Consider the following 26,293-nt stretch of genomic DNA (forward strand, 5'->3'; position numbering starts at 1 on the left):
CATATTGCTTGGGCTTTTTTGCGTTTACGCGAATAACCGACCACCTCCGCAGGGAAACAGAGGTATCGTGGTTCTTACTGTCGGGTTTATAATATGGCAAGATACCAGTAGAGGGAGTGATGGGATGTATTCCGATCTGCAACTGACGGAGGACCGCCCTGTATATATACAAGTCAAAGATTATATGAAGCGATTGATGCTCAAAGGTGGCCTGCAAGCCAAACAAAAACTGCCCTCAACCCGTGAACTTAGTACACTTATGAAGGTTAGTCGCAGCACGATTCTGCTCGCTTATGCCGAGCTTGAAGATGAAGGTCTGATCTACGCCGTCAAAGGCAAAGGCAATTACGTTAGTGCTTCCATCGAAACACCTGAGACCACAGCGAGCTGGCATCTGGACTGGAAGACGGAGGTAAGTGAGTATGCCATTCAGGCAGAACAGTACGATCTGATGAAGCATGGCTCCGGAGTAGAGCGCGGTGAGATCTCCTTTACCAGCATAGCACCCGATGAGAAGCTGTTCGATCTGCACAATGTGAAACGGGCTTTTCTGGATCGCATGTCACTGGAAGGCGAAGTACTGCTGAATTACGGATATGCGCAAGGATACAGACCGCTGATGAACTATTTATTACGCTATATGGAGAACAAAGGTGTCGACCTTCGTGGGAAGGACATTCTGATCACCAACGGATTCACGGAAGGTTTCGATCTGGTGCTTGGAGCGTTGCGCAAAAAAAGCGGAAAAGCGCTCTGCGAGAATCCAACGCACCACACGGCCATCAAAAACCTGAAGCTGTACCAGTTCCACCTAACCGGTGTGAATATGGAGCCGGATGGCCTGGACTTGAAGCAGCTGGAACATGAACTTGAGGAAAGTCCATATGATCTGGCGTATCTCGTGCCCTCCTACCACAATCCAACCGGGATTGTGACTTCACCCGCCAAACGCGCAGAGATCATCCGGTTGATGAACAAGTATCAGGTACCCATCATTGAGGACGGATTCAACGAAGAATTACGCTATTCCGGTTCCCACATCTCGCCCCTGATTGCCAGCATGGGTGCGGGCAATGGGCTGGTGTATCTGGGCAGCTTCTCCAAAGTGCTGTTTCCGGGACTACGCGTTGGTTGGGTTATTGCAGATGCGGCGCTCATTGATTATCTGGAGAGTATGAAACGGGCACGCAGCATCCATACCTCCACGCTGGACCAATCGTTATTGTATCAATATCTGAGCAACGGTAATTTCGAGAAATATCTGAAGCGAGCTCGTACAGAGTATAAGCGAAAATATGAATTGGTTGTGCGTTGCCTGAAGCAGCATCTGCCAATGTGCCGGATTTCCGGTGCGGGTGGTCTGCATCTGTTCGTGCAGTTCCCGTCCGAATACAAAACCCGTGAACTGCTGGCGGCCTGTAAAGTGAAAGGTGTAACGTTCACACCAGGGGATACCTTTTATCTGGAACATGGTCAGGGCGTAAACACGATGCGTCTGGGTTTCTCCAGAGTCAGCGATGAGAATATACGCAAGGGCATTCGCATCATTGGCGAGACAGCAGCTCAAATGAGATAAGGAGGATTTCACATGAAAGTTGGCGTGATTATGGGCGGTACATCTTCAGAGCGGGATATTTCACTGCTCACCGGACAGGAGATGATTGCGAATCTCAATAGAGACAAATACGAGGTTGTGCCCATTGAGCTGAACACCAAGCGCGATCTAATCGACAAGTCAGCGGGGATCGATGTGGCACTGCTTGCCCTGCATGGCAAATACGGCGAAGACGGTACGGTCCAGGGTACATTAGAATCTCTGGGTATTCCCTACACAGGCTGTGGTGTGCTTGCAAGCAGTGTATGCATGGATAAAGACATGTCCAAACAACTCATGCAGCATGCAGGTGTGCTTACCGGAGAATGGCTACGGGTGAGCCATATGGAGGAACTGTCCTCTATTGCTGTTCAACAATTAACGTACCCCGTGGTGGTCAAACCGAATTCAGGCGGTTCCAGTATCGGTACCCAAGTGGTGAAGGAAGCTTCCGCCCTGCCCGCTGCTGTAGAGGCTGCCCTCGCCTGGGATGATACGGTCATGATTGAACAGTATATCGAAGGTGAGGAGATTACCTGTGCCATTCTGGATGGTAAGATGCTGCCGGTGATCTCCATTCGTTCGAACGCTGAGTTTTTCGACTATGCTTCCAAATACGATGACCACGGGGCCGATGAGCAGGTTGTGCAATTGCCTTTGGACCTTCACCATCGCGTTGAAGCCGCGGCGTTGGCCTGTTATCAGGTGCTGAAATGCAGCGTCTACGCTCGAGTGGATATGATGATTCGGGAAGGCATGCCTTATGTGCTTGAAGTGAACACGCTGCCGGGGCTTACCCGTAACAGTCTGCTGCCCAAAAGTGCAGCTGCTGCAGGCATTTCTTTTGCAGAGTTACTGGATACCATTATTGAACTTTCACTGAAAGAGAGACCCAAGGAGGCGACGCCACGATGAGCCTGGATTTAACCATTAGACACAGCTCCCCTACTGATCTGCAAGATATGGTCATTCTGATGGACCAACTCGGTTATCCCACCACTTACGCCGAGATGGAAGAGCGTTATACCCACATCTCTGCGGACGCAAACTTTACTACACTGGTTGCTGAAGCACGCGGACGTGTAGTTGGACTGATCGGATTACAGACATCTTATCTATATGAAAAGAACGGAAGACACTGCCGCATCATGGCATTGGTTGTACACGATCAGTTCAGGGGCTCAGGCATCGGCCGTCAGCTCATTCTTGAAGCTGAGCAATGGGCAGCCACGCATAACGTGGACTCCCTGTCTCTGAACAGTGGCAATCGTCCGGAGCGGGAAGATGCACATGAATTTTATCGCCAGATGGGCTTCACAGCCGGAAGTACCGGGTTTAGCAAAAAGCCGCAGACCTTACAGCACACTTAACCTGCGGATAATACGCTATCTGGATGACATGAAAAAGAACGCCCCACTCAGCACATTGGCCAGTTAAGGGCGTTCTTTCGTATATCTATGTCACATGGATACGCGGTTTGATTATGGCATCAGTTTTTGCTGACTGCACACGTTGACCACGACAGCAGGAAGGCAACGAGGTGCTTTTCAGGACTTCATAGCCTCATAGGCTGCAAGTAGTTCCTCTACTTCTACTCCGTTGATCTTCATCCCGGTCACTTGACACTGTTCCAACTGCACGCCAGATAGATCACAATCGATAAAACGACTTCCCCCAAGATCACAATGCGCCCACTGCATGGGCACCCGGTCAGATCCAAGATGTGTGTCCTGCAATTGAACGCCATCCAGAGCACAGAATTCAATCTTGCTATCGGTTAGGCGTAAATCAGCTAGCAATATATTGGTCATATTTAGATTGGTGAGTTTGCTTCCGCTCAGGTTGCAGTCAGTGATCCGACTATTGGTCAGATTACTGGTACTGTAACGAACTGAATCCAGATTAGTTTGAACAAATTCAATCACTGATTCACCCGAATCCGTGGATAATGTCTCATTACAGTTCGGATCATAAGAAGCCGCTGATACGTTCTTCTCATATCCAAACTCATCCTCAGATGCATAGATACGAACATATCCCATTTTTTCGTAAAAATGATGATTATCTAGCTGCCGACCTGAGGTCTCCAGCTTCCAGGTTTCAATCTGCGGAAATTCACCCTCAATAAGCCTCATGACTTCAGTTCCCACTCCACGTCCCTGGCATACGGGATCAATATAGATCTTGTCGATTCTGGCATATTTTCGTCCGAGCACGTTCACACTCACTCCACCAATAGCACATCCATCTGATTCTACAACATAATAATCCCATTCACGGATTACGTAACGATGCATTCGGGCTAACGAATAATCAGGCGGACATAGATTGCTATCGATATCCTTCTCACCATCCGACCAGACTTTTATGGCATGATCAAAAGCACGACTGCATATCTCTGCAAGTACAACAGCATCTTCTTGCTGCGCTCGTCGTAAGCGAATTTCAGACTGTACCTGCTTCATTTGACTTTGCATATATAACACCTCTGGGGATTTATTTAAGATGACACGACAAAGAGGAGCACCTCCAGTAGAGGCACTCCCCGATCCGTTTCATCATTTCAGAAACGCCGAAGCTCCTCGTAATGGGTCAAAAGGACACACGTATCCCGTTCATGGTCTAACGGAATTTTTTCGGTGTTCTTTTCACGATCATTACGAGAAATCTGGCATACTCTGAAATCCCCTCTCATACTAAGGACTACTTCAACGTCTCACTTAAGGACGGTCAATGTAAATCCAGCCTGTTTCTTGTTCCTTATCTACAGTAGCTCCAAGGGATTCAGCTATAAAGCGCAGCGGCACATATGTCTTGCCGTCCTTGCCCACATAGGCGGATTCCACCATGGTTACTTCTTTACCAGCAACGGTTGCCTTCTTGGAACCTACAGTCAGAACAATCTCATCACCAGTGATGTCGTCAATGACAACGATTTGGTTCGAGCCTTTGGTCCATTTCACTTCAGCATCCAATTCTTCAGACACGTAGCGAAGCGGAACAAATGTTGTATTCTTAACGGTGATCGCCCCGGCGTATTCATCATCCGGGAAGAGCACTACACTTTTACTCGTGATCCCAGCTTCATCTTTCAGCAATTGATATGCAAGTGAATTCGAATCAAAATTGCGCAGCATCTGTCCAGGCGTAATATCATCCTTCATCAGATCCATAACGCCCCCCGATACATCCACTTCGTCCACTGCAACCGTTCCACCGATATTCCACTGTTCACTGTCTCCACTTACGGTTACAGCGTTCACTGGCAGATCTTCGGAGGCAGGAAGCGCTACTTTCAATTCAAAGTTTTGCTTGCGGATATCCAGCTTGCTGTCGAGATAAAAGTCCAATTTCAGTTTGGTTTCTGTGCCAAATACCGTTTTGAATTCAGGAGTCTCATTCAACAGGTTGTTCAGCTCCTGATCATAATTGACCAGCATACTGTCCAGTCCTACTTTGATCATGGCATATAGTGATGCAACGGCTTCATCTTTCGATTGAGGAACGATCGAATTCAGCGTTTCATCTCCCCCACCTTCAACCTCATTCACGGCATCCAGTACAGGATAGAACACATCGTACAGATCTCCAATCAGGTCTTTCAATCCTTGCTCATCCTTCGAAATACTCGTCAGGAACGGTTTAACCATGGCAAGCATCTCTTCTCCACTAATCTCCAGATGCAGCTTGGAGAGGCTAAGTGCTTCGCCATTCACAGATTCCTGTACCGGTGTTACGGAGATGTTCTTCGGATTGGACAGATGCTTCAGGACAAAAGAGAACAGTTTCGGGGAAAGTTCCTCGAGTTGTTTCTCCAGAGCCTTCGTATCCACCATTGGAAGAGCCTGTGCTTCCTGGAACGTATCCAGAGATATGTACAGCGGTTTCTGGGCTCCGTCCAGATCAATGACCAATTGGGACTCATTCATGGACAGATGGAAAGGTAACTTCGTTCCCTCCATGCTCAGTGTACCTTTGATCGATGCTGTCTTCGCATCTTTCATTTTGGCTTGATCAATATCCAGGGATATGGAATTAATAAGTTCGATCATTTCAAGGTCTTCCTCAGTAGCAAATTCCTTAGCCGGTTCTATGTTTATATTCATGGATTGTCTGGATTCACCGGACTTGATACTCGCGCCATTGGCCATTGCTTTGCCAACGTCGATTCCACCCACAGCCTGACATCCTGTAAGAACAACCATTAATAATACAAGTGGCACTGCCATCCATTGGACTAACTTCCGATTCGTAATAAGATCCCCTCCTTAGAAAAATATGGTTCATTTCCATTATGAAGGTATAGGTAATTCTTGTAAACGGATACGCAAAAAAATAAACCAAAAGGCCGGAACATGTCCGACCTCTGGTCTATCTATATTTCAACATATCGTATGTTTCGATAAAACATCCTGCTTCATTATGCAATGCTGGGAGTTATTCTTGCTCCTGATCTTCTGCGAGTTTCTCATCCGTTTTTTCATCTTCCGCAGTTGCGGGAGTCTCGAATTGATCCGGCTCGTCCTCTTGAATCGCTTTGTTCTCTTCGTTCTGATCCTGTGTCATATCGCATTCCCTCTCTTCTACCGGATTGTCATGTCATCAAGGCATGAGCCTTGTGTCTATCAATAACCCGAATAGGCACAGTTCAAACCTGCCTCAGCGTCGGCCAACGTTTTCCATCATTTCAGTGATCACTTAGAAAACATAAAAGACGATTCCGTTTCTACTTGCAGCCGTTGCCTGAAACAAGGCCTGGATATCATCCACGGTCTGGACGATCTCCTGAAATGTCTCTTCCGCATCCCAATCTTCCATGACTGGATAGACACCTTCAGCGATCATTTGGTCCAAACTATACCGTTGCTTCAATTCTTCCGGTGTGAGCTGCTCCAATGCCATGTATGCCTCCAGCACCTGCTCATTACTGAGCAAGAACAGATCCATGTCCGAATAGTTTCCCAAGTATTGCTCACCTGCGAGAGGCACCACATAACCGAGAGGCGGCTCCCCCTGTACCAGGTTACCGTTTAGCGTGAACTGCAGCATCTGCCACGTTTTGTCAATATCCAGATCAACTGCACAATCATGGACACTGATCTCCCCTGACTTGATGGATTCAACTAGCTCCTTCGTAACCACAAGATATCTGCCGGACATTCCCATACCGTTATCCCTCCTGTGTAATTGATTCTAATGTTCCCCATTAACCGTGCTTGTTGGTTCAGAATCGGGGTAATTTCTATCAAGGAGGTCGTATACATGAAAAAATTTGATTACAGTCTCAATTATGAAGAGCTGGATCTGCGCAAACATCCTGAGCTGTACACCGTAGGCCGGGGGGAGCAAGGTGTGCTGATGGTAGAACCGTACAAAGGCGAGATTCTCCCACACTGGCGATTCAAAACACCCGAGATTGCGACAGAGTCATCGGAGAAAATCTATGAGCTATTTTTGGAATATAAGAAAAAGGGGGATTTCGTGGGTATGGACATGGCTCGCAAATTTCTCCAGATGGGTTATACACGGGCCAGACGGTATACAAATCACAAAGGAGGACGCAAATATTCGAAGGAGGATGGCTCGATCTTGCCCTATCAGAATGACAAGGTGAAGGCAGAAGCGGCAGCCATATTCAAAGCACAATGGGAGATTGCAAAGACGGACCCGGACTATGTAAAGATGAAGAAGGAACATCGGGAAAAGTATGAGTCTGATGAGGCGTAGAAAAACGGGGGAAATGTAATATAGACTCACGGATTGGATCTGTCATCTACTCGTTGACTTATGGAAACATTTGTATCAGAATCTAACTTGTTACTATGTAGTATCTATTCATGAGATTGAAGAAAAGAGGCAATCGAAATATGACAGATCCCATCATTCATTTGAGCACTGGCCAAAATACCACTATTCATGAATCGGGCCAGATTCACGTAACGATTCAAAGTACTTCAGCACCCTCTGCTCTGGATGCAAGCTGTTTTATGGTCAACGAAAAGGGACAAGTTCCCTCGGACGATTATTTTGTATTTTATAATCAGAATGTTGATCCCCACCGCAGCGTTGTTCTCCAACATGCCGAGGGCCTCAAGTCATCCTTCGTGCTGGATACCAGCAAATTACGACAGGCTCCTGTAGAAAAATGCGTCTTCACCGCTACGATTGACTCCGGAGGTACTTTTGCAGATGTTCAGAAATGCCAAGCCATTGTAAGAGCAGGTTCACAACAAATTACATACGAGATTACGCAAGCTACTTCAGAAACAGCACTCATTTTTATTGAGATTTATAAGCATCGTGACGGATTCAAGGTTCGCGCCATCGGACGCGGTTTCTTTGGAGGTTTGCAGCCGCTCGCAGAGTCGTTTGGTGTTGAAATTGAGAGTAACGACACCTCGGAAGCCGAACAGGTTCTTCTCACCGCACGTGCTGAAGTTGCAGCGGCCTCTCCAGAAGTCTTGGTACCTGTTGCTGCACCAAACACGAATCATCCGCCGCTTAACCTGACCAAGATCGATCTCCTCAAGCGTAAAGTGACCCTGTCTCTCCAAAAGAAAAAGATTGAACCTATCCAGGCACGTGTTGCTGTTGTATTTGATGCATCAGGCTCCATGTACCATCTGTATCGTAAAGGCATCGTGCAAGAAGCCTTCGAACGAATCCTAGGCATTGCATCGGCGTTTGATGATAACGGAGAGTTGGACGTCTGGTTCTTCGCCAAAGACTTCTTGCGTGCACCTAGCGTCACCGCCAGGGATTTCGAGAATTATATTGAACGCACATATACGCTGGGAAGCAAAGGCGGTACCAATAACGAACCTCCTGTGATGCAGGATGTCATTCGCAAATATACGATCGAGGAACCCGATGTGAAGATGCCAACGTATATTATCTTTTTTAGCGATGGCGGAGTCAGTCAAAAAGGGAAGATCATGCGGCTTATTACCGAAAGCTCAACCAAGAATCTATTCTGGCAATTCGTTGGCCTGGGAAAAGCCAATTACGGTATTCTGGAGAATCTTGATGATATGACTGGACGTTTCATCGATAATGCCGACTTTTTTGCTCTCGACGACATTTCCAAGATCAGCGATGAAGAATTGTACGATCGTCTCCTTACTGAATTTCCAGACTGGATAAAGGAAGCTCGGGCCAAAGGCATTTTGGCCTAAGCTTTCACCCTATACTACTAATCAGGCTTTCGCCTTTTCTGCTTTACCACCCTTGGAACGTGGACGGAGCATACTCCCTACAATTCGCAACATCAACTTGCGTGGCACGAGGCGGGTGAACTGCGCTGTCCAGTAATTACCGACCCCCGGCACAGCATAAGGTTTGGCTGACTCCAGTGCCCTCATGGCCACGGCCACGACATGCTCAGGTGTATCACGTTTGCCCACAGAGGCTTCATCAGCACCCACTACATCAAAGAACAAAGTCTCGGTTGAACCCGGACATAACGCTAAAAATTGAACGCCACGCTTCCTGTTCTCTTCATATAACGCCTCGGTAAAAGAAAGTACAAATGCCTTTGTCGCTCCATACACAGCCATATACGGATCAGGTTGAAAGGCAGCAGTCGAAGATACATTAATGACAGTACCATTTTGCTTCTGCAACATGTCTGGCAAGAAAAGATGTGTCATATTGGTCACGGCCAACACGTTTAACATAATCTCGTCCTGTTGCCTTGAACCATCCACCTGTTCAAAACATCCATGGGTAGCAAATCCAGCATTGTTGATCAAAATATCGATCTGTATTCCCCTATTCTGACATTCCTCATATATGCTCTGAGGTGCATCGACTTGAGACAAATCCGATACGATCACCTCAGCCCTTACTTGATATGTACGTTCTATTCGTTCTGCCAATTGAATCAGTTTGGACTCTGTTCTGGCCACCAGCACAATATTTTTACCCTTGGAAGCCATTTCAATTGCAAAAACTTCCCCAATACCTGATGACGCACCTGTAATAAGCGCCCATTGTTGTTGATCATTTATCATCTCTCATCCACCCTTTACGTATAATCGAAACACTTGTTTTTGTTAAGAAACATTGTTTCTGTATGGAATCATCGTAATTTAAATCCATGGTTCTGTCAAATTAAAGTTGTTACATTTGAATATAGAACGGTGTGCTTCCTTACTAGATCCGGATTAAATTGACGTTATCCGGCGTAAAACAGTAGAATGACCATAAGAATAAGAAACGTAGTTTCTGTTCAACAACAATACGGTTATGAGGATGAAATCAATGAAGGATCTTAATTCGGGTTCCACGGAATCTGCACATACGGTAACAACCTTTCAGGAAGCCAGACTCCAGCACTCGGATAATTTGCGGCAGAACATTGTGCATGCTGCTGCTGCTTTACTGCAAGAGCATGGACCGGAAGCCGTCACGGTACGCCGTGTAGCTGAGCGAATGGAGTGCTCCACCAAAATCATATATAACCTTTTTGGCAAAAAAGAAGGGCTAGCCAAGCATTTATATCTAGAGGGATGCTCCCTCCTGGCCCAGCGTTTTGAAGCGATGCCCCGGCAGGAATCGTTCGAACAATATTTCCGGGATCTGGCCCACGTGTACTGGGACTTCGGCATGTCACAATCCAGCTTCTATCAGCTGATGTTTGGAGGGTCTTTTTCCGAATTCAAACCGGATGGAGAGACTTTGCAGGGAACAGCGACTGCACTGAAGCAAGTGTCTGCCTTGGTTGAGGTAGCCATTGAACAGGGAAAACTTCAGGTGCAAGATCCCTTGCTTGCGGTACGAATGATCTGGGCTCCCTTACATGGTGTTATTCATCTGTACCTGGGAGGCCATATTGAGAGCGAAGAAGCTGCCAAAACCCTCTATGATCATACGGTGTCCATGGTGATACACTCCCTTGTCAGTACATCTGCGAGTGGATAAGCATGTAATCTGTACTTTATAGAGACTTTTAGCAAACAAATGAAAAAGGAGCAGGTCCATTGGCGTAATCCGCCAAGGACGTGCTCCTTTATTTGGTTGACTCTGTCTATAACCGTATCGACCTCAGTCGATGAACGTGTTTACTGGTTCTCCGCTTCCCAACGTGCAATTTCCTTGCGCACGATTGGAGCGACTTCTTTACCGAGCAATTCGATCGCTCTCATCACCTCGTTATGCGGCATGGTGCCGAGAGGGGTATGCAACATGAAGCGGGTAATTCCGACTTCTTTGCGTAGATAGATAATCTTCTGAGCTACCGTATCTACATCACCTACATACAATGCACCTTCAAGGCTGCGCGCCGCATCAAATGTCGCACGGCTGTAGTGTCCCCAGCCACGTTCACGGCCCAACATGTTCATGACTGCTTGAGCTGGCGGGAAGAATTTCTCCACCGCTTCGTCTGTTGTATCCGCAATGAAACCGTGCGAGTGAGAAGCAACGGTCAGCTTGGAAGCATCATGTCCCGCATGTGCAGCTGCTTTTTTGTACAGCTCCACCAGTGGTGCGAATTGCACTGGACGGCCACCAATAATGGCAAGTACCAGCGGCAAACCAAGCAGTCCTGCACGAACAACCGATTCCTGATTACCACCACTGCCAATCCATACCGGAAGTTTTTCCTGTACCGGGCGCGGATAGATGCCCAGATTGTTAAAGGAAGGACGGTGTTTGCCTTCCCAGGTTACTTTTTCCGAATCACGCAGTTTGAGCAGCAAATCCAATTTCTCATCAAATAACTCATCGTAGTCGTTCAGATCGTAGCCGAACAACGGGAAGGATTCGATAAATGATCCCCGCCCTGCCATAATCTCTGCACGCCCATTTGAAATACCGTCCAGTGTCGCAAAATCCTGATATACACGTACCGGATCATGCGATGACAGCACCGTTACCGCACTCGTCAGGCGAATATTCTTGGTCTGGGAAGCTGCTGCCGCCAGAATAACAGCTGGTGATGAAGCTGCATAGTCAACACGATGATGTTCTCCCACGCCATATACATCTAGACCCACCTGATCTGCCAAAACAATCTCTTCAACAACATCGCGAATACGCTGCGCATGACTGATAAGCTCTCCTGTTTTTACATCCGGGTTCGTCTCTACGAATGTACTAATTCCGATTTCCATTGTCTGTTCCTCCCTGGTATGAAGCGATCCGTTGTTCATCTAACCTATTGTAAGTAGATCACCTTTTGTTATGTATCTTAATATTGAACTATTTTGATGAAAAACACAAGTACCCCCTGTTTCCAGGGGGTACTTTTATGCTTATTTTCTATAATTATGGCTTGTCTATACTAAGTTCCATGAAATTGGCATTAATTATAACACCGGCCTGTCTCATAAAATTGAATCCCAGAATTCCGTCAATCTCCAAACCATAATCCATATTTCCTATTTCAATCTGAAAGTTATTGAGCGTTGTACCATCCACAGTTATAGAATCCAGAGACTTGGTATAAACATACTCTATACCTCCTACGCCTCTAATAATATCAACGAGATCATCCTCTTCAGGAACCATCCCTACTTCTCGAACTGTATCTGCATTTAACAACGTACTCGCTGACCCGGTATCCAAAAGGACCCTTTCTAAATGAAGTACTTCTCCTCTAAACTCAAGTTCTATACTTATAAAGGGTAGACCGTAAATCTCTGAAATTTTCATCGGAGGCCTCTTATGCCAATATATCGTTCTCTTGCAATAACCTTTGGACGTGAAGTGTGAAAAAAGCAGTATTCCCGTCTGGGATCTTCCTGATGTAATTCACCATAACGTTTTAATGCCTCTGTAGAATCATCAAATGAATCAATCACTGCCATCTCTTCGATGTAACGCTGGCCTTCTCTAGAGTACGCCTTGGTTGCCTCAAAAACGACCCATTCATTAGGGAATCGCTCCTGAACTTCCTTCCATTGCATAGTGACACCTCCAGAACATTAGATACAAATATTATATCATGTGCAAACAGCATTCCACGGGATGACATTCTAAATTAGATACTTTTTTAGATCATTTCTTGTAAATCCATTATTTCTTCCTCCCAATGTACAGCAGATGAGACGAGATTCCCAATATGGAAGGGTCTTTGGCAGCTTCAATCATATATTGCATGAGTTCATCATACTCGCCACGCTCTTTCCAATATTGCTGCTGCTCATCCTCGAGCATGGCTCTAAGACTGGATGAACCAATCAAATCTACGGTTTCAAATCCATGTTGCTCCATGAAGGGTGTAACGTCTTGAATATTGAAATAATAAGCGCCCGTAAATCGTCCTTGATCCTGATGATCGAATATACCCTTTTCCACAAAAGAACGGATGGTTGCCATATTATCATTCGGTTTCCAATGCTGCGGGGATTGCAGCGAATTGATACTCATGCGCATTCGGCTCTGCATGGCTACAAACACCACGCCCCCTCGCTTGGTGACACGATACAACTCCTGTACAGCAGCCGTCCGCTCCTCGTCTGTCTGCAGATGATATAACGGCCCCAGCATAAGGGATGCATCATACTTCTCGTCAGCCACACCGGAGAGCGAAGTGGCATCGAGAACATGGAACCCATCGAATTGCTGTGTCAAACCAAACTCCTGAGCCTTTTGCCTCGCAGTATCCACGGAGGAGGGTGTCAGATCCGACAAAGTGACCTGGTACCCTAGCTTCGCCAGCTCCATGGCATACTTCCCCGGACCTGCTCCATTATCCAGAATACAACCCGTAGCGGGGAGATGTTCCCGGATGTAATGCATGTTAATGATGAATTCAATTGGTTCCCGCTCCAGTCTGCCCCACTCATCAAACCCGGAATAATATTCAATAATATGGTCTCTCTTCATCGCTCTGGCACCTACCTTTTCTTCTATGTAGACCACCTAACCATGTTCAAAATTAAATTCCAATCAGTATATATCTACTAAATATTTCCTGTCAAACAAAAAAACGTTCAATTCCCATTGAATGCGGAACTGAACGTTTCTCGATCTTATATCTTTTTCACAAACTCAGATTTTAACTTCATTGCACCCAAGCTGTCGATCTTGCAATCAATATCATGATCCCCATCAATCAGGCGGATATTCTTCACCTTCGTGCCCTGTTTGACCACAAGCGAGCTACCTTTAACCTTCAGATCTTTAATGACGGTAACGGTATCGCCATCACTTAGCACATTTCCGTTGGCATCACGGATTACTTTGGTATCCTCTGCGTTATCACTGTCTGCTTCCAAAGACCATTCGTGCGCACACTCCGGGCAAACCAGCAGGTTACCATCCTCGTACGTGTACTCTGAATTACACTTGGGACAGTTAGGCAAATTAGACATATGTATTAAACTCTCCATTCTACGATTGGCTTTCCCGCAAGTATACGGGATTTCGGTGGTATATTCCATACGATTGCTCACTGCATGAATGGATTTAAACCAAATTTAAGGTTCTTGCATCCCTCACTTTAAGGGTAACTACGTATGATGTAACTATTCGATACACACTATACCAACACATATATGAATTTTATGTCTCTATGAATTGTTATTATATTTAATACCAAAGGAGTTCCTGCTCATGTCCTCATATGTTTTTCCTGTGCAAACGGCTTTTTTCATTTTTGTTGTTGCGGCCATGTTCTTGCTGGTGCCGTGGTTGATCTATGGTTATCGGAAAGACGGCTTCTTCAGTTGGTCGCGGTTTGGCGTCAGCTTTTCCTTTATCTTTTATATTCTGGCTGCCTATTGCCTCGTCATTCTCCCGTTTCCGACTACGCGAGATACCTGTGCGCAGCAAACCGCTGGCACGATCTACTACAATCTCGTTCCATTCACTTTTGTCAAAGACATCATGAAAGAAACCCCCATTGTATGGTCTCAGCCATCCAGTTATATTGGTATGATTCAGGGCAGAGCCTTTCTGCAAGTGCTATTTAACGTTCTGCTTCTCATGCCGCTAGGTGTATATATTCGTTACTTTTTTCAAAAGAGATCGTTCTGGACGTATGCCCTGCTTGGTGGCTTCGGGCTATCCTTATTTTTTGAAATCACCCAGATCACCGGATTCTACGGGTATTATAATTGTCCTTACCGCCTCTTCGATGTAGATGATCTGTTATTGAATACTTCAGGAACGGTCATTGGATTCTTCACAGCGCCCATCCTGCTTGCTTTATTCCCATCACGTGCAAGTATTCAGGCGAAGAGCGAACAGATCGTGGAGCAAAACCGAGTATATGCTATGCCTCAATTGCTCGCGTTGATTATCGATGGAGTCGTTGTTGTTTTCCTTTCGAATCTCATCTCCATCTTTACAGCGTCTGATGTGATCAGTGATGCGCTAAGTACATCCATTGCTATGGTCATTGTGCTGTTCTTCATCCCTTGGGTAAGAAACGGGGTAACTCCAGGCTCAATTATAATGCGATTCCGCTATGTAGATCGTCAGACCGGCACACCCACCAGTGAATCGTTATTCAAAAGATTTGCCGCACTCTATGTTCCATGGCTGCTGGTTACGATCATTCGCTTGGTCAACGATTATGCTTTTTCAGGTCATCAGGATGTTATGCTTCAGCCTTATCAAATATTGCTTTCCCTGGGAACAGTCGGTGTCTATATGTTAGTCTACGCAGTGCTCTTTGTTCATGTCTTGATCGTGCTCTTCTCCCGTGGGAAACGTTCCTTCTACTTCGATGAGGTGTCCCGCACGCTGGCCTCTCGTAAATAATGTTTGGAAATAACAATGCAATGAGTATTGTCACCTTAATTGGTGCTTACGTTCTGCTTCTTCAGCCGAATCAAAAAAAAGACGACGTTTCATTGTAAAAATGAACGTCGTCTTTTGATTGGGCTCATAACAGTTATTCAGAGTCTCCCTACACAATAACCAGCCTGAATTATAACCCCAACAGCTCTCGCTTGGCTGCATCCGGATCATGTACGACCTCAATCTCATGGTTGAAGATTAGTGTCGCACGATCCTGCTCGTATTCAGGCCAGTTCACACCTGCAACTTCAGGTTGGCCGTTCTTGGCAAAGGAAATCCAGGCATCCTGTACCTTGAGGGCAAGTGCCGCCGCAGCTTCATCCGGCTCTGCATTCATGAATTTGAGGACATGCAGTGTATTAAACACAAAGAACATTTCGATGCTGTGAATCGCTCTTTTTAACAAGGGATGTTCCGGCATGATCCAATCAAATCGATACATCCACACCGGGGCATACTTCTGCTGTGCCGCAGCATATTGCAGCGCTGAACGCCAGAAGAACATATCGGTCATGACCTGAGCTTGTCCATCAGCTGTTTTGGGATAACTGTCCGCGATGGCTACCCGGTTCTCCAGATCTGGTGTCATAAAGTCTACGCCCTGAACCATATCGATTTCTTTTGAAAAAGGCACATGCGGCTGGATGAACAGTGCACCCTCGTGTAATGTCGTACCAATCAGCACCGGAATATCCTGCGCTGAGCCTTCGTTCACCGCCTGAAGTGGCACCTGTGGTAATGTCTGCCCGTCCAATACAGGTTGGAACAATAAGGCCATACCTGCCCCGCTCTGCTGTTTGACCTTTTCACCGGCTGCAATAATCTGCTCTACAGGAATTGTATTTAGCTTCTGCAGGTTGTCCCGGTCCACCCCAAGAATCTTCAGCATCCCTTCCCGCAACGCTGAGGCTTGTTCTGCCGGCATGAACTGGGAAGCACCACTCTCCATAATGGCACGTTGGAACAGTCCTTTGGCCGCTGGCATCGCCATCAGTGCTGCAATACTCATGCTGCCTGCCGATTCGCCGAACACCGTCACTTGATCCGGGTTACCACCAAAAGCAGAGATATTATCCTTCACCCACTGTAATGCCGCAACCTGATCCAGCAGACCTGCATTGGATACATATGAATCACCTAATGGAGCCATATGCAGGAAACCCAGAGGTCCTAATCGGTAGTTGATCGTCACAACGATGACGTCCCCCCGAACCGCTAACTGTGTACCATCATACATCGGCTGGCTACCTGAACCTGATACGAAGGAGCCGCCGTGAATCCATACCATGACCGGCAGTGGTGTTGCCCCTTTTTCCTTAGGTGCCCAGATGTTCAGATATAGACTATCTTCTGACTCGTTCGGAAGTTCTGTCAGGCCTTCAGGTTGATGATTTCGAGGTTGTATATTCTCAGGTCCAAATTGTGTAGCCTGTCTGATCCCATCCCATGACTCGGGTTGTACCGGAGCCTTGAAACGCAGCTCACCTACCGGAGGTTTCGCATAGGGAATGCCTTTCCATACGCTTGCATCGTGCAAAAGTTCGCCTTGAACTGTACCATATTTCGTTTGAACCTGAAGTTCTCTCATGAGTCACATACATCCTCTCTACTGATCGATAGTTCCTGCTTACGACAGGTGTTGCTCAGATCCAGTGTAAAATTGGGCTGCCGAAATTCTTTCTCAAGGTTTATTAAATATCGTACACAAAGAATAATCTTTCATTTGCATCATCGCCCTTTCGTCTACTGGCAGGCGCGTTTCCACTTATTTGAGTATAGATCTCCGCAAGACCCATTTACAAGTTTGTCCAGATTCAAGCGCTAAAGCTAAGTTTCACGTGGAACTTTTACTGCAATAATAAAGAATTCGTATAAAATCTCACTACCCTTCATGTGCTCATCCTCCTCTGTTGCAACTCCTGACATTCTTGCAGCACCACGGTCGCCTATACCCTCATGGGCAGATTGCCGAAAGATTCACAAGTGAGACTGTACTGCACCTATGCTTTCATCCGTCACTGATACATAACCTAATTCGATGGAGTGACAGATTCCACTCTCCCTCATGTCTTAATTTTGTTCAGATTTTGTTCAGATGTACTTCGTTAAATTAAGGACATAACTTATCAAACTGAAATTAAACTTCATGAGGAGGAAATAGTGAGATGAATAAAAACACAGTATTGTATGACAAATTTTTCAAAATAGCACTTGCTACAACGATAGCAACAAGTGCACTTACCGTTGTGGCACCGGATTATATACAAGCGAGTGAGAATGGGGAAACGTTTACAGATATCAAAGCTGCTTCGAATTATTATGAATATGTGAATGAATTATTTGAGCGTGGTTTTGTTAGTGGTTATAAAGATGGTTCATTCAAACCAGGAGGATTGTTAACACGTGCAGAAGCTTCAAAGATTTTGGCACTCAATCTAGGATTAAATGTTACCAAATCTTTTAATCCTACGTTTAAGGATGTTTCAACGAGTGACTGGGCATATCCGTACATAGAAGCATTAAAAGAAGCAGGTGTTATCGATGGCTTTCAGGATGGGACATTTAAACCGAACTCACCTATTACACGAAATCAAATGGCAAAAATTATTGTCAATGGCTATGGTCTAGAACCCGCTAAAGAAATTAATTTACCATTTACGGATACACAATTAAAAAATAATTGGGCTGCTCCATATATTCAAACCTTATATGATCTAGGTATCACAACCGGACAATCTGCCCTAAAATACGGTGGAATTTCAACACTAACTCGTGGAGATATGGCAGCATTTACAATAAGATCCGAGAAAACAACAGATTATCGTGATAACCGCCAACCAGATGAGAAAATTATTTCTGAAATTATCGGCAATAAAATGACTATGGGTGGTCAGGTATATTACATCAAAAAAGAACTCCAGCCATTACTTCATTCAAAAAATTTAGCAGCGTTGAATGAGGCAAATTTAGACTTTATCAAAATTGGCACAAAAATCATCGGTATTCGCAACCTGGAATTGACTAATGGAGGAACGGTGAATAACCCGCTAACATTGGATTTGGCTGGAGGTACTGTCGAAGCCAATATAACCATTGCAGGCGATTATATTAAGCTGGCAAATGCTAATATTACTGGTGATATTACGGTTAAAAAAGGTGACCAAAAGCAAATTGAATTAAATGGGCTTGCATTAAACGGACACTTGATTATTAAAGGGGAAGCAAAGCGTGAGCAGAAATCAGTTATTAAGCTTACGAACACAACAGTAGATGAAATTGTTGTGAATCGTGACAACACTGAAATAGTCACGAACAATGCTACACCATCTATCAAGGTTGGTAATAATGTATCGGGTATCGAAGTTGCCGGTAAAATTAATTCAATCCATTTTAACGGGAATCAGAACGTAGTCGTCAAAGGACAGCTTGAAACAAACCATTTAACAATTGACACGCCAATAAAAGTAACGCTTGAAAACAAAGCCCAACTGGCAACAGTAGAAACGAAACAATACGGAAGTCAACTGATTGTCCCAAAAGACACTACAATTGATACTTTAATTAAGCCAGTAAATATAAAGCCTGAGGACGCTGTAAAATACCCGGGAGGTATATCTTCTGCAATAAAAAATGTGACGAATACCGCGCAGGTAGAACCCCCGATAACTCCAACAACACCGACAGCACCTTCGAGTGGAGGCGGATCTAATGGTGGCGGATCAACAGACGGTGGAAACAATGGGGGCACACCGAATCCATTTGTTTCACAAACTTTAAAAGCCAATAATATTGAAGATACAGACAACGAAGATCCACTTGCTGTAGGCATGATTGGTACAACAGTTACATCAAGTAATGGAACGGTCGCAACCGCTGCTCTAAAGGATGGAGAAATCGTCATCACATCCAAAGGTCCGGGTACAGCTACTATTTCGATTAAAGAAGATGCACCTTCCTTAAAGGAAGCACGGATTATCGTTACAGTGGATGCTAATGGTAAAATGACACATACGATTAAACGCCCTGTAGAGGTAATGCAAGATAAAATCAATGCCACACCAGCACCGGGTGCAGATGTTTTAATCAAACTATTTGAAGGCATTGATATTAAGGGTGTTACGCCGGAAAATATCACAGATGTAACAACCGCAGTTAAAAAAGCGATTGCTGAAAAAGAGAAGCCTTTAACAGAGAATGAATTAAAGTTAGTAGTTGATACCGCATTGCTTCCATCACTTATTAAAAAAGACAACCCAAGCTTAGAGCAGGTGTCTACTCCGCTTGATTTAGTTACAGTGGGACCAAATGGTACAAGCTTTAAATGGGATTCAGCTACAAAAGTGGGCGACCATAACGCAAGCATTGATCTTTCAACAGGAAACGTAATGCAAGATGATGCGGATAATGAGAATGATAAACTTTTGTTAAAGGTTACAGCAACGAATGGAGATGCAATCAAAGAGGCTTCCATCGAAACGACAGTGTTAGAATCGAAAAAGCCTTACCTAGTGAGTGCCATTTTAAATGATATCGATAAAGACGGAGATTCTTCACCAGGAGATACAATTACATTCAAATTTAGTGAACCCGTTCGATATAGCGGGAACACAGAGGATCATAGTATTGATGAGCATCTTTTTGGGAAAGATTTCGCTTTTGGGATGGGTACTGATCAATATCCAATCAAAGCGGTTTGGTCTCAGGATGGGACAAGCCTCACCATGACCATCGGTGGAGACACTACCAGCGCTAATGTTTTTAAAGTTGGCTCTGATATTTCCCTAGTGGAAGGCTCAGTAAAAGATGCAAATGGTGGTCAAAGTATAACCAATTCGGTCAAATTACAGCATACTCCATTTGCTTATAAAATTGTTCAAAACAACTTAACCGGCGACTTCATTTGGGAGAATGGTACATTTATAAGTGAAGCTGCTGGTAAAATAAAAAATTCGATTACTTTCTCAAAGAATGGGGAATCAGTTGAAGGTTTAGCAATCTCTTACACAGATGAAGATATCGCTCAAGGTACCATCGCATCAGGTTCATTTTCACTCAAGTCTGTAACTGTTACAAAAAGCGGTAATTCGCAAAAAGTCGCTTTTGCAGACGGGGAAACTCTTAAGGTTACCACTTCGACTGTTTTACGTGTAAAAGACAGTACGGAAGTCGTAAATAGTGTTAATCATAACTATGTGAGAGATGGTTTGGTAAAAACAATAACAGTGGATGATACCGTAACAAATCCTATTTCAGTTCCTAAATTAGCTTTAGCTAACCCTGTTATTATTGATGGTCAGAATAAATTGGAATTTACGGCTGGAGTGGCGGTCACAGCAACGCCAAGTGAAGTTTTATTGAAAAATCTAACAGTTACAGGTAGCTATTTAGGAACAGCACAGGATGGTGAACGTGGACCAGTTTATATTAGCGGATCTGCGGACGTTATACTTGATCATGTAACGGTGGATTTTCCAGCAGGTGGTGGTTATGGAGCTTCAGGGATTCTATTAAAAAATGCTAATGCAAAACTAGAAATAAAAGATACAACTATTTCAGTTCATTTTACGAATTCTGACAATAGTTCTTATTATGCAATTGGAGTACGAGCTGATGTAGAAGGTGCTTCAATAGACATTATTAATTCTACAATCTCATCAAATGGTGCAAACGGAGGTGCCAATGGTATTCAAACTTCCAAAGGTGCTACTGTAAATATCGCTGATAGTACAATAAATGTGAAAACAAGTACTTTCCCTGGTACCGTATATGGGATTTACTTGGGGGAGGGCTCTAGTTTAACAACGAGTGGTGCTAGTGAAATTGTTATCACGGCTCCAGCCGCCAATGGATTTGGGATTGGAAATAACGTCAACTATGCAAATTTAAATATTTCAGAAACTGCTATATTTGATTTAGATGCTGCTGGTGCTGGAAAAACAAAAGATGCGTATGAGCATAATCCTGATGACTTGGCAGTACTTGATGAGGCACGGGCAAAAATTGATGAAAACTTAATTAAAGCCAGTAATCCAACCTTACAGGGTGTAACAGAGGCTTTAAATTTACCAACGGATGTAGATGGTGTTCTAGTCGAATGGATTGCAGATACAGTTGATGGTGCAACAGTCCATGCTGATGGAACGGTTACTAGAAGCAGCAATGACGATGCAGATGATGTGGTGACATTAACAGCTACATTTACACACAATGGGATGAAGAAAACGAAAGTTTTCCCTGTCACTATTAAGGAAAGTAAAGTTCCAACCCTTACTTTAGCAGCATTAGTAGATCATAATGTTGATGGAAAAGCTAGTACGGGCGAAATTGTTGAGCTGACATTTAGTGAACCCGTAACTTTCAGTCTACTATCTATCGGTGACCAAGAGATCGATCCGGGATCGGGAGTTTGGTCGGAAGATAAGAGAACGTTGACAGTAACATTACAAGACGATATTACAGCGGCTGGTACAGTAACTGTAAAGGTTAATAACCTAGAAGATGCTGCCCATAATACTAAGGATGAAGACGTGGTGGAATTAACCATCCGATAGGCGTAAGTGCTGCAAAAATTAATATCTGTATCTAAGAAATGTAGCTAAAGGAAACACCCAGTCTAGGATCTTAACCTTGACTGGGTGTTTTTGATATGAATACATGTTTTAGAACCCTGATCCGTTGTTCAGATTTTGTTCAAGCGCAGTATGATAACATTTCAAAAGGAGTTGATTGAAAAAAACAATAACCCTATGATGTAAACATACATAAGAATTCACTCATATATGGAGGCATGATAGTGAAAAGGAATATCCTAATCATTTTGAGTATTATCATGCTGTTTGTTAGTGTCTTTTCACTTGGCAATTGGCATTATATGACCAGTAACCATTCCAAAATTGTACAAGATGGAACGGTAAAGATATCCACTGAGCAGTTACAAAGACCCGTTAAGCTGGAAGGCCATTGGTATTTTTATCCAAACGTTTTAATTCCTTCTTTGGCACAGATCAATAACGATCAGAATAAACGAATCACACTTGATGTGCCATTTAACTGGAGAGAGTATGTAGAGCCCAATAAAGAGGGAATTTCAGTTGGGACCTATTATGTCAAGGTACATGTACCAACGGAGGGATTCTACGGTTTGTTTATACGGACTATTCGTCAAGCGAATCGTGTGTTTATAAATGATGTAGAGGTAGGAGCAAAGGGGAAGACAAGCACAGTTTTAAGTGAATATGGGTCCGAGAATGATGATAAATATACAGTTTTTGCTCGTAGCGAAAATAAAGAACTGAATATTGTTATCCATGTAACCAACTATAATTCCCCACAGGCTGGTATTGTCTACCCTATTGAATTTGGTACGATGGAAGTCATCCAGAACCAATATCGTTGGAAAGTATTTCTAGACGCATTAGTATCTATTGGGCATGTGTTATTCGGAATCATTTATATCTTTACATTTTTACAGAATCGTAAACGCAAAGAAGAATTATTTTTTGGTCTTTTTACCATTTCATTGGGACTGTATATGTCATTTATTAATCAAAAAGTGTTTTTCCTGTTATTTCCCGATATCTCCGCCTTCAATCAATTGCGTCTACAGCTCAGTATTATTCCGATAGCGCTACTAACTTTAACGCTGTTTATTCATTCGATGTACCCGCAAGTACAAAGAAGAAAAACAATATATATGTTTATGATTTTACTTGGGGTTGTAATTATTTTTTATGGTATTTATAACCCAATTACCCAAAATCACAGAGCTTCTTCAGATTTGGAGTTGTTCCTTAGAAAAATGGCGTATATCTGTGTTACGGCTCCAGTCATATTCTATAATCTATGGACTCTTATTAAAGTAATGTTACATCACCTTGAAGGCGTTCGTTATGTTCTAATCGTGATTTCGGCTATTAGTTGTTATACCATTTTACTGACTTTTAACTTTATAATGGGCGTTCCCATAGATTACACAGAATTCGCATTATTTTTACTAATATTATTCGGATTTGCTTCGTTATTAAATTCCCGTGCAAACCAGATTATTTTAAAAATCCAGGCCTTATCAGAGGAATTGCTCACACATAATCAAATGAAGGATATATTTTTACTGAAAACTTCTCATGAATTACGGACACCCCTTAACGGTATTTTAAATTTATCAAAGTCCTTAATGGAAGGAGCTCAAGGCCCTCTAAAACGGGCTCAACAGGAGCAAGTCATTTTAATTCATAGTGTGACTCAGCGTTTAGGACATTTAGTAGAGGATTTGTTGTTCTCTTCGAATCAAATGACAGGAGAGGTAAGGGTTGCCCCTTCTAGTGTTTCACCCTCTGTTATTACGGAAGTTGTGTTAGAAATTCGTAGTGTGATGCCAATGAATCACCTAGTAAGTATTGATGCAGAGGTTGGTTCGAATTTACCGAATATGTACACAGACGAATTACGTTTTAAGCAGGTTCTATACAACTTGCTGCACAATGCCATTAAATATACAGAGGTTGGAGAAATCATTGTGACAGCCTATGTCCATCAACATCAGATGGTCATCCAAGTAAGAGATACAGGCTGTGGTATTCCGGCACCAGATATAGACCGTATCTTTGATGCCTTTTATCAAGGAAATAATCATAAAAAAGAAGGGCTCGGTTTGGGATTAAGTATCACTAAAAACATTGTCGAAAAGTTAAAAGGCGAGATTTATGTTACAAGTACGGTAGGAGAAGGTACTACATTTACATTTACAATGCCACTTGCTAATGGCGAGCATATGAGCATTGAGCAATCATCTACCGGGCATAGAACCAAAGAATTACAGCTTCAATTGCCACTCATGTATAAAGGAAATAATAAAAAGATACTTCTGGTGGACGATAATCATGTCAATATACAAGTTTTAGCTGAGGCGTTACGAATTAAGGGATATACTGTAATTGCAGTAGATAATGGTTTCGATGCAGTAGACTATATTAAAACGAATCAGGTAGATTGTATGTTAATCGATTTAATGATGAATGGAATGTCAGGTTACGAGCTATGTAAGCAAGTACGAAAACAATATGATATGTTGGAACTACCGATTATTATCTTAACAGCGATCATGAAGCATTCTGATTTAGTGTTATCTTTACAAGTTGGTGCAAATGATTACTTACAAAAACCTATTTTAATGGATAAACTATTTATTCGTATTGAATCTCTCTTAGCCATCCGTCAATCTTCAATTGATGCAATTGAAGTAGAACTGAATTATTTGTATTCACAGGTCACACCGCATTTTGTCTACAACACGCTGAATACAATTATTGGTTTAAGCTATACGGATATGAACAATACACGAGAAGCACTCTACTGTCTTGCAACCTACTTCCGTGCCAAACTCAATGTCCATTACCGAAATAGCTTTGTCTCTGTCGAAGAAGAGGTGGAGCTTGTCAAGGCATACTTATATATTGAAAAGATGCGTTTTGGTGATCGTTTAAATATTAAATATGATATTGATGAGTCCATTCAATTAATGATTCCTGCACTCTCCATTCAGCCATTAGTTGAAAATGCTGTTTTCCACGGGATCTCTAAGAAACAAGAAGGCGGTACAATTGAGGTAAGTATTCAACGTGAAGGCCAATTTGTCCGAATTAAAATCTATGATAATGGTGTAGGTATTCCTGAGGAAAAACTTCAAAAGCTGATTAATGAAGAAAGCGCACGTATTGGTTTTATGAATCCATTAAAGAAATTCAAATTAATGAAAAATGCAAGTTTACGTCTATACAGCGAAGAAGGAAAGGGAACAACTATTGTCGTTTTATTACCAGAGGGTGGTGGAGCATGAACATAATTATTGTTGATGATGAAAAAATGGCAATCGATGTATTAAGTATTATGATTAAACGGCTAACGCATTTCCAGGTTTCAATCCAAGGGACATTTACAAATGCAGTAGATGCCCTTGGCTTTCTGGAGAAAGAGGCCATTGAACTTGTATTTCTGGATATCGAAATGATCGATGTGCACGGTATGCAAATAGCTAGACAAATGTTACAAAAACACCCCTCCCTACAAATCGTTTTTGTGACAGCACATTCGCAATTTGCAGTGGATGCTTTTGAAGTAGAGGCTACCGATTATTTATTAAAACCTGTACATGAAAAGCGCTTGATTAAAGCGTTAACAAAAGCCCAGAAAAAATCGCAATTACAAGTTAAGGTGCCTCCTATGAATAAAAAAAGCCTGTTATACGCTCATACTTTAGGCAGTTTTTATCTGCTTGATCCTCAGCGGGAGGTAGTAAAATGGCGTACAAGGAAAGTTCGCGAACTTTTTTTGTTCTTATTATTTAATCAAAAAAGACCAATGTTAAACGCCATCATCGCAGAAGAGTTATGGCGAAATTTGGACTTTGAAAAGGCCTCAAGTAATTTACATACATCTATTTATCAATTGAGAAAGCTTTTAAAAGAAAGGGGAATACAAGATCCAATTCAATTAGTAAATAATCACTACCAATTAAATGTTGAAATTGAAAGTGATTATGAGGAACTCAATCAATTGTTAGAACGGGAAAAACATGATGAAAAATCTATTCAACGGTTAATTAATTGCTATGAGGGAGATTTTTTAGTGGAGGAGGAATACTTATGGGCTATCCAAATAAGACTCCGGTTAAAGCAGGGCGTATTGCATGCACTTGAACAATATGTTACTTGCACAAACTCAGTTAATCCCTTATTAAAATACAATTGCTTACAAATGCTGCTAGAACTAGATGAATTCAATGAACAATATATGTTTATATTATTAGAATTCCTAATTGAACAAAACAAAAAACAAGATTGTTTAAAATTCTTTGAAACTATACAGGCCAAATTAGCTGAAATAAGTCTTTCTGTTCCCGAAAGGATTTATAGGAGATTTAACGAATATCTGGCCAATACTTAAATTAAC

21 protein-coding genes are annotated in these 26,293 nt (G+C 43.2%); 10 read left to right on the forward strand and 11 right to left on the reverse strand.

Features of this window, described 5'->3' with window-relative positions:
- Positions 1-124 precede the first annotated feature (124 nt).
- From pdxR to NKT06_RS30590, 3 genes are read left to right on the forward strand one after another with little or no spacing between them, the layout of a single operon-like run.
- Positions 125-1,576 carry a MocR-like pyridoxine biosynthesis transcription factor PdxR gene (gene pdxR, locus NKT06_RS30580; protein ID WP_253441953.1) on the forward strand — a complete coding sequence of 484 codons (1,452 nt, stop codon included), beginning with the start codon at positions 125-127 and terminating at the stop codon, positions 1,574-1,576.
- A 12-nt stretch (positions 1,577-1,588) separates the two neighbouring features.
- Complete coding sequence (locus NKT06_RS30585; RefSeq protein ID WP_253441955.1) at positions 1,589-2,509, forward strand: D-alanine--D-alanine ligase; 921 nt, start codon at positions 1,589-1,591, stop codon at positions 2,507-2,509.
- On the forward strand, positions 2,506-2,964 hold the full coding sequence (locus NKT06_RS30590) for a GNAT family N-acetyltransferase (protein WP_253441957.1): 459 nt from the start codon (positions 2,506-2,508) through the stop codon (positions 2,962-2,964). Before NKT06_RS30585 ends, NKT06_RS30590 begins: the two co-directional genes overlap by 4 nt.
- Positions 2,965-3,141: 177 nt before the next feature.
- Here the strand turns inward: NKT06_RS30590 and NKT06_RS30595 are convergent, their stop codons facing one another.
- The 4 genes from NKT06_RS30595 to NKT06_RS30605 all read right to left on the reverse strand — a co-directional run bounded on the left by NKT06_RS30595 (position 3,142) and on the right by NKT06_RS30605 (position 6,760).
- Entirely contained in the window at positions 3,142-4,071 is a 930-nt protein-coding gene (locus NKT06_RS30595) for a GNAT family N-acetyltransferase (RefSeq protein ID WP_253441959.1), read from the reverse strand.
- A gap of 243 nt (positions 4,072-4,314) precedes the next feature.
- Positions 4,315-5,823, reverse strand: coding sequence for a copper amine oxidase N-terminal domain-containing protein (locus NKT06_RS30600; RefSeq protein ID WP_253441961.1), 1,509 nt, complete (start codon positions 5,821-5,823; stop codon positions 4,315-4,317).
- Positions 5,824-6,031: 208 nt separating this feature from the next.
- On the reverse strand, positions 6,032-6,160 hold the full coding sequence (locus NKT06_RS31815) for a hypothetical protein (RefSeq protein WP_301290229.1): 129 nt from the start codon (positions 6,158-6,160) through the stop codon (positions 6,032-6,034).
- Between the two features lie 132 nt (positions 6,161-6,292).
- Positions 6,293-6,760: a YfbM family protein gene (locus NKT06_RS30605; RefSeq protein ID WP_253441969.1), complete on the reverse strand. Its 468-nt coding sequence runs from the start codon at positions 6,758-6,760 to the stop codon at positions 6,293-6,295.
- Positions 6,761-6,856: 96 nt separating this feature from the next.
- On the opposite strand from NKT06_RS30605, the gene NKT06_RS30610 reads away from it, so the two are divergent.
- Positions 6,857-7,321, forward strand: a complete 465-nt coding sequence (locus tag NKT06_RS30610) for a DUF4385 domain-containing protein (protein WP_253441970.1) — start codon at positions 6,857-6,859, stop codon at positions 7,319-7,321.
- A 140-nt stretch (positions 7,322-7,461) separates the two neighbouring features.
- The gene (locus NKT06_RS30615; RefSeq protein ID WP_253441972.1) at positions 7,462-8,769 is read left to right on the forward strand and encodes a VWA domain-containing protein; all 1,308 of its coding nucleotides are present in this window, start codon (positions 7,462-7,464) and stop codon (positions 8,767-8,769) included.
- Between the two features lie 21 nt (positions 8,770-8,790).
- Here NKT06_RS30615 and NKT06_RS30620 read toward each other — a convergent pair whose 3' ends face one another.
- The gene (locus tag NKT06_RS30620) at positions 8,791-9,606 is read right to left on the reverse strand and encodes an SDR family NAD(P)-dependent oxidoreductase (RefSeq protein WP_253441974.1); all 816 of its coding nucleotides are present in this window, start codon (positions 9,604-9,606) and stop codon (positions 8,791-8,793) included.
- A gap of 250 nt (positions 9,607-9,856) precedes the next feature.
- Between NKT06_RS30620 and NKT06_RS30625 the strand changes: the two genes are divergently transcribed.
- On the forward strand, positions 9,857-10,516 hold the full coding sequence (locus tag NKT06_RS30625; protein WP_253441976.1) for a TetR/AcrR family transcriptional regulator: 660 nt from the start codon (positions 9,857-9,859) through the stop codon (positions 10,514-10,516).
- Between the two features lie 140 nt (positions 10,517-10,656).
- Here the strand turns inward: NKT06_RS30625 and NKT06_RS30630 are convergent, their stop codons facing one another.
- From NKT06_RS30630 to NKT06_RS30650, 5 genes are all read right to left on the reverse strand, one after another.
- Positions 10,657-11,709 (reverse strand): LLM class flavin-dependent oxidoreductase, encoded by a 1,053-nt coding sequence (locus NKT06_RS30630; RefSeq protein ID WP_253441977.1) that lies wholly within the window; start codon positions 11,707-11,709, stop codon positions 10,657-10,659.
- A gap of 154 nt (positions 11,710-11,863) precedes the next feature.
- Positions 11,864-12,250, reverse strand: a complete 387-nt coding sequence (locus NKT06_RS30635; RefSeq protein WP_253441979.1) for a retropepsin-like aspartic protease — start codon at positions 12,248-12,250, stop codon at positions 11,864-11,866.
- A complete protein-coding gene (locus NKT06_RS30640) occupies positions 12,247-12,504 on the reverse strand; it encodes a hypothetical protein (RefSeq protein WP_253441981.1) in 258 nt (85 codons plus the stop codon). Before NKT06_RS30640 ends, NKT06_RS30635 begins: the two co-directional genes overlap by 4 nt.
- 109 nt (positions 12,505-12,613) lie before the next feature.
- Positions 12,614-13,426: a class I SAM-dependent methyltransferase gene (locus tag NKT06_RS30645; protein ID WP_253441983.1), complete on the reverse strand. Its 813-nt coding sequence runs from the start codon at positions 13,424-13,426 to the stop codon at positions 12,614-12,616.
- A 146-nt stretch (positions 13,427-13,572) separates the two neighbouring features.
- Positions 13,573-13,914: a zinc ribbon domain-containing protein YjdM gene (locus NKT06_RS30650; protein ID WP_253441985.1), complete on the reverse strand. Its 342-nt coding sequence runs from the start codon at positions 13,912-13,914 to the stop codon at positions 13,573-13,575.
- Between the two features lie 241 nt (positions 13,915-14,155).
- Between NKT06_RS30650 and NKT06_RS30655 the strand changes: the two genes are divergently transcribed.
- On the forward strand, positions 14,156-15,307 hold the full coding sequence (locus NKT06_RS30655) for a VanZ family protein (protein WP_253441987.1): 1,152 nt from the start codon (positions 14,156-14,158) through the stop codon (positions 15,305-15,307).
- Between the two features lie 169 nt (positions 15,308-15,476).
- On the opposite strand, the gene NKT06_RS30660 is transcribed toward NKT06_RS30655, so the two are convergent.
- Complete coding sequence (locus NKT06_RS30660; RefSeq protein ID WP_253441989.1) at positions 15,477-16,934, reverse strand: carboxylesterase/lipase family protein; 1,458 nt, start codon at positions 16,932-16,934, stop codon at positions 15,477-15,479.
- Between the two features lie 577 nt (positions 16,935-17,511).
- Between NKT06_RS30660 and NKT06_RS30665 the strand changes: the two genes are divergently transcribed.
- From NKT06_RS30665 to NKT06_RS30675, 3 genes are all read left to right on the forward strand, one after another.
- Positions 17,512-21,897 carry an S-layer homology domain-containing protein gene (locus tag NKT06_RS30665; RefSeq protein WP_253441991.1) on the forward strand — a complete coding sequence of 1,462 codons (4,386 nt, stop codon included), beginning with the start codon at positions 17,512-17,514 and terminating at the stop codon, positions 21,895-21,897.
- A gap of 242 nt (positions 21,898-22,139) precedes the next feature.
- Positions 22,140-25,181, forward strand: coding sequence for a sensor histidine kinase (locus tag NKT06_RS30670; RefSeq protein ID WP_253441993.1), 3,042 nt, complete (start codon positions 22,140-22,142; stop codon positions 25,179-25,181).
- Positions 25,178-26,287, forward strand: a complete 1,110-nt coding sequence (locus tag NKT06_RS30675; protein WP_253441995.1) for a response regulator — start codon at positions 25,178-25,180, stop codon at positions 26,285-26,287. The genes NKT06_RS30670 and NKT06_RS30675 overlap by 4 nt, the downstream gene beginning before the upstream one ends.
- Positions 26,288-26,293 lie beyond the last annotated feature (6 nt).

It is taken from the genome of Paenibacillus sp. 1781tsa1 (assembly GCF_024159265.1).
GTDB lineage: Bacteria > Bacillota > Bacilli > Paenibacillales > Paenibacillaceae > Paenibacillus.

Coding starts and splice junctions, on each gene's coding strand:
- pdxR (WP_253441953.1), top strand. CDS start 125: ATGTATTCCGATCTGCAACTGACGGAGGACCGCCCTGTATATATACAA.
- NKT06_RS30585 (WP_253441955.1), top strand. CDS start 1,589: ATGAAAGTTGGCGTGATTATGGGCGGTACATCTTCAGAGCGGGATATT.
- NKT06_RS30590 (WP_253441957.1), top strand. CDS start 2,506: ATGAGCCTGGATTTAACCATTAGACACAGCTCCCCTACTGATCTGCAA.
- NKT06_RS30595 (WP_253441959.1), bottom strand. CDS start 4,071: ATGCAAAGTCAAATGAAGCAGGTACAGTCTGAAATTCGCTTACGACGA.
- NKT06_RS30600 (WP_253441961.1), bottom strand. CDS start 5,823: ATGGCAGTGCCACTTGTATTATTAATGGTTGTTCTTACAGGATGTCAG.
- NKT06_RS31815 (WP_301290229.1), bottom strand. CDS start 6,160: ATGACACAGGATCAGAACGAAGAGAACAAAGCGATTCAAGAGGACGAG.
- NKT06_RS30605 (WP_253441969.1), bottom strand. CDS start 6,760: ATGGGAATGTCCGGCAGATATCTTGTGGTTACGAAGGAGCTAGTTGAA.
- NKT06_RS30610 (WP_253441970.1), top strand. CDS start 6,857: ATGAAAAAATTTGATTACAGTCTCAATTATGAAGAGCTGGATCTGCGC.
- NKT06_RS30615 (WP_253441972.1), top strand. CDS start 7,462: ATGACAGATCCCATCATTCATTTGAGCACTGGCCAAAATACCACTATT.
- NKT06_RS30620 (WP_253441974.1), bottom strand. CDS start 9,606: ATGATAAATGATCAACAACAATGGGCGCTTATTACAGGTGCGTCATCA.
- NKT06_RS30625 (WP_253441976.1), top strand. CDS start 9,857: ATGAAGGATCTTAATTCGGGTTCCACGGAATCTGCACATACGGTAACA.
- NKT06_RS30630 (WP_253441977.1), bottom strand. CDS start 11,709: ATGGAAATCGGAATTAGTACATTCGTAGAGACGAACCCGGATGTAAAA.
- NKT06_RS30635 (WP_253441979.1), bottom strand. CDS start 12,250: ATGAAAATTTCAGAGATTTACGGTCTACCCTTTATAAGTATAGAACTT.
- NKT06_RS30640 (WP_253441981.1), bottom strand. CDS start 12,504: ATGCAATGGAAGGAAGTTCAGGAGCGATTCCCTAATGAATGGGTCGTT.
- NKT06_RS30645 (WP_253441983.1), bottom strand. CDS start 13,426: ATGAAGAGAGACCATATTATTGAATATTATTCCGGGTTTGATGAGTGG.
- NKT06_RS30650 (WP_253441985.1), bottom strand. CDS start 13,914: ATGTCTAATTTGCCTAACTGTCCCAAGTGTAATTCAGAGTACACGTAC.
- NKT06_RS30655 (WP_253441987.1), top strand. CDS start 14,156: ATGTCCTCATATGTTTTTCCTGTGCAAACGGCTTTTTTCATTTTTGTT.
- NKT06_RS30660 (WP_253441989.1), bottom strand. CDS start 16,934: ATGAGAGAACTTCAGGTTCAAACGAAATATGGTACAGTTCAAGGCGAA.
- NKT06_RS30665 (WP_253441991.1), top strand. CDS start 17,512: ATGAATAAAAACACAGTATTGTATGACAAATTTTTCAAAATAGCACTT.
- NKT06_RS30675 (WP_253441995.1), top strand. CDS start 25,178: ATGAACATAATTATTGTTGATGATGAAAAAATGGCAATCGATGTATTA.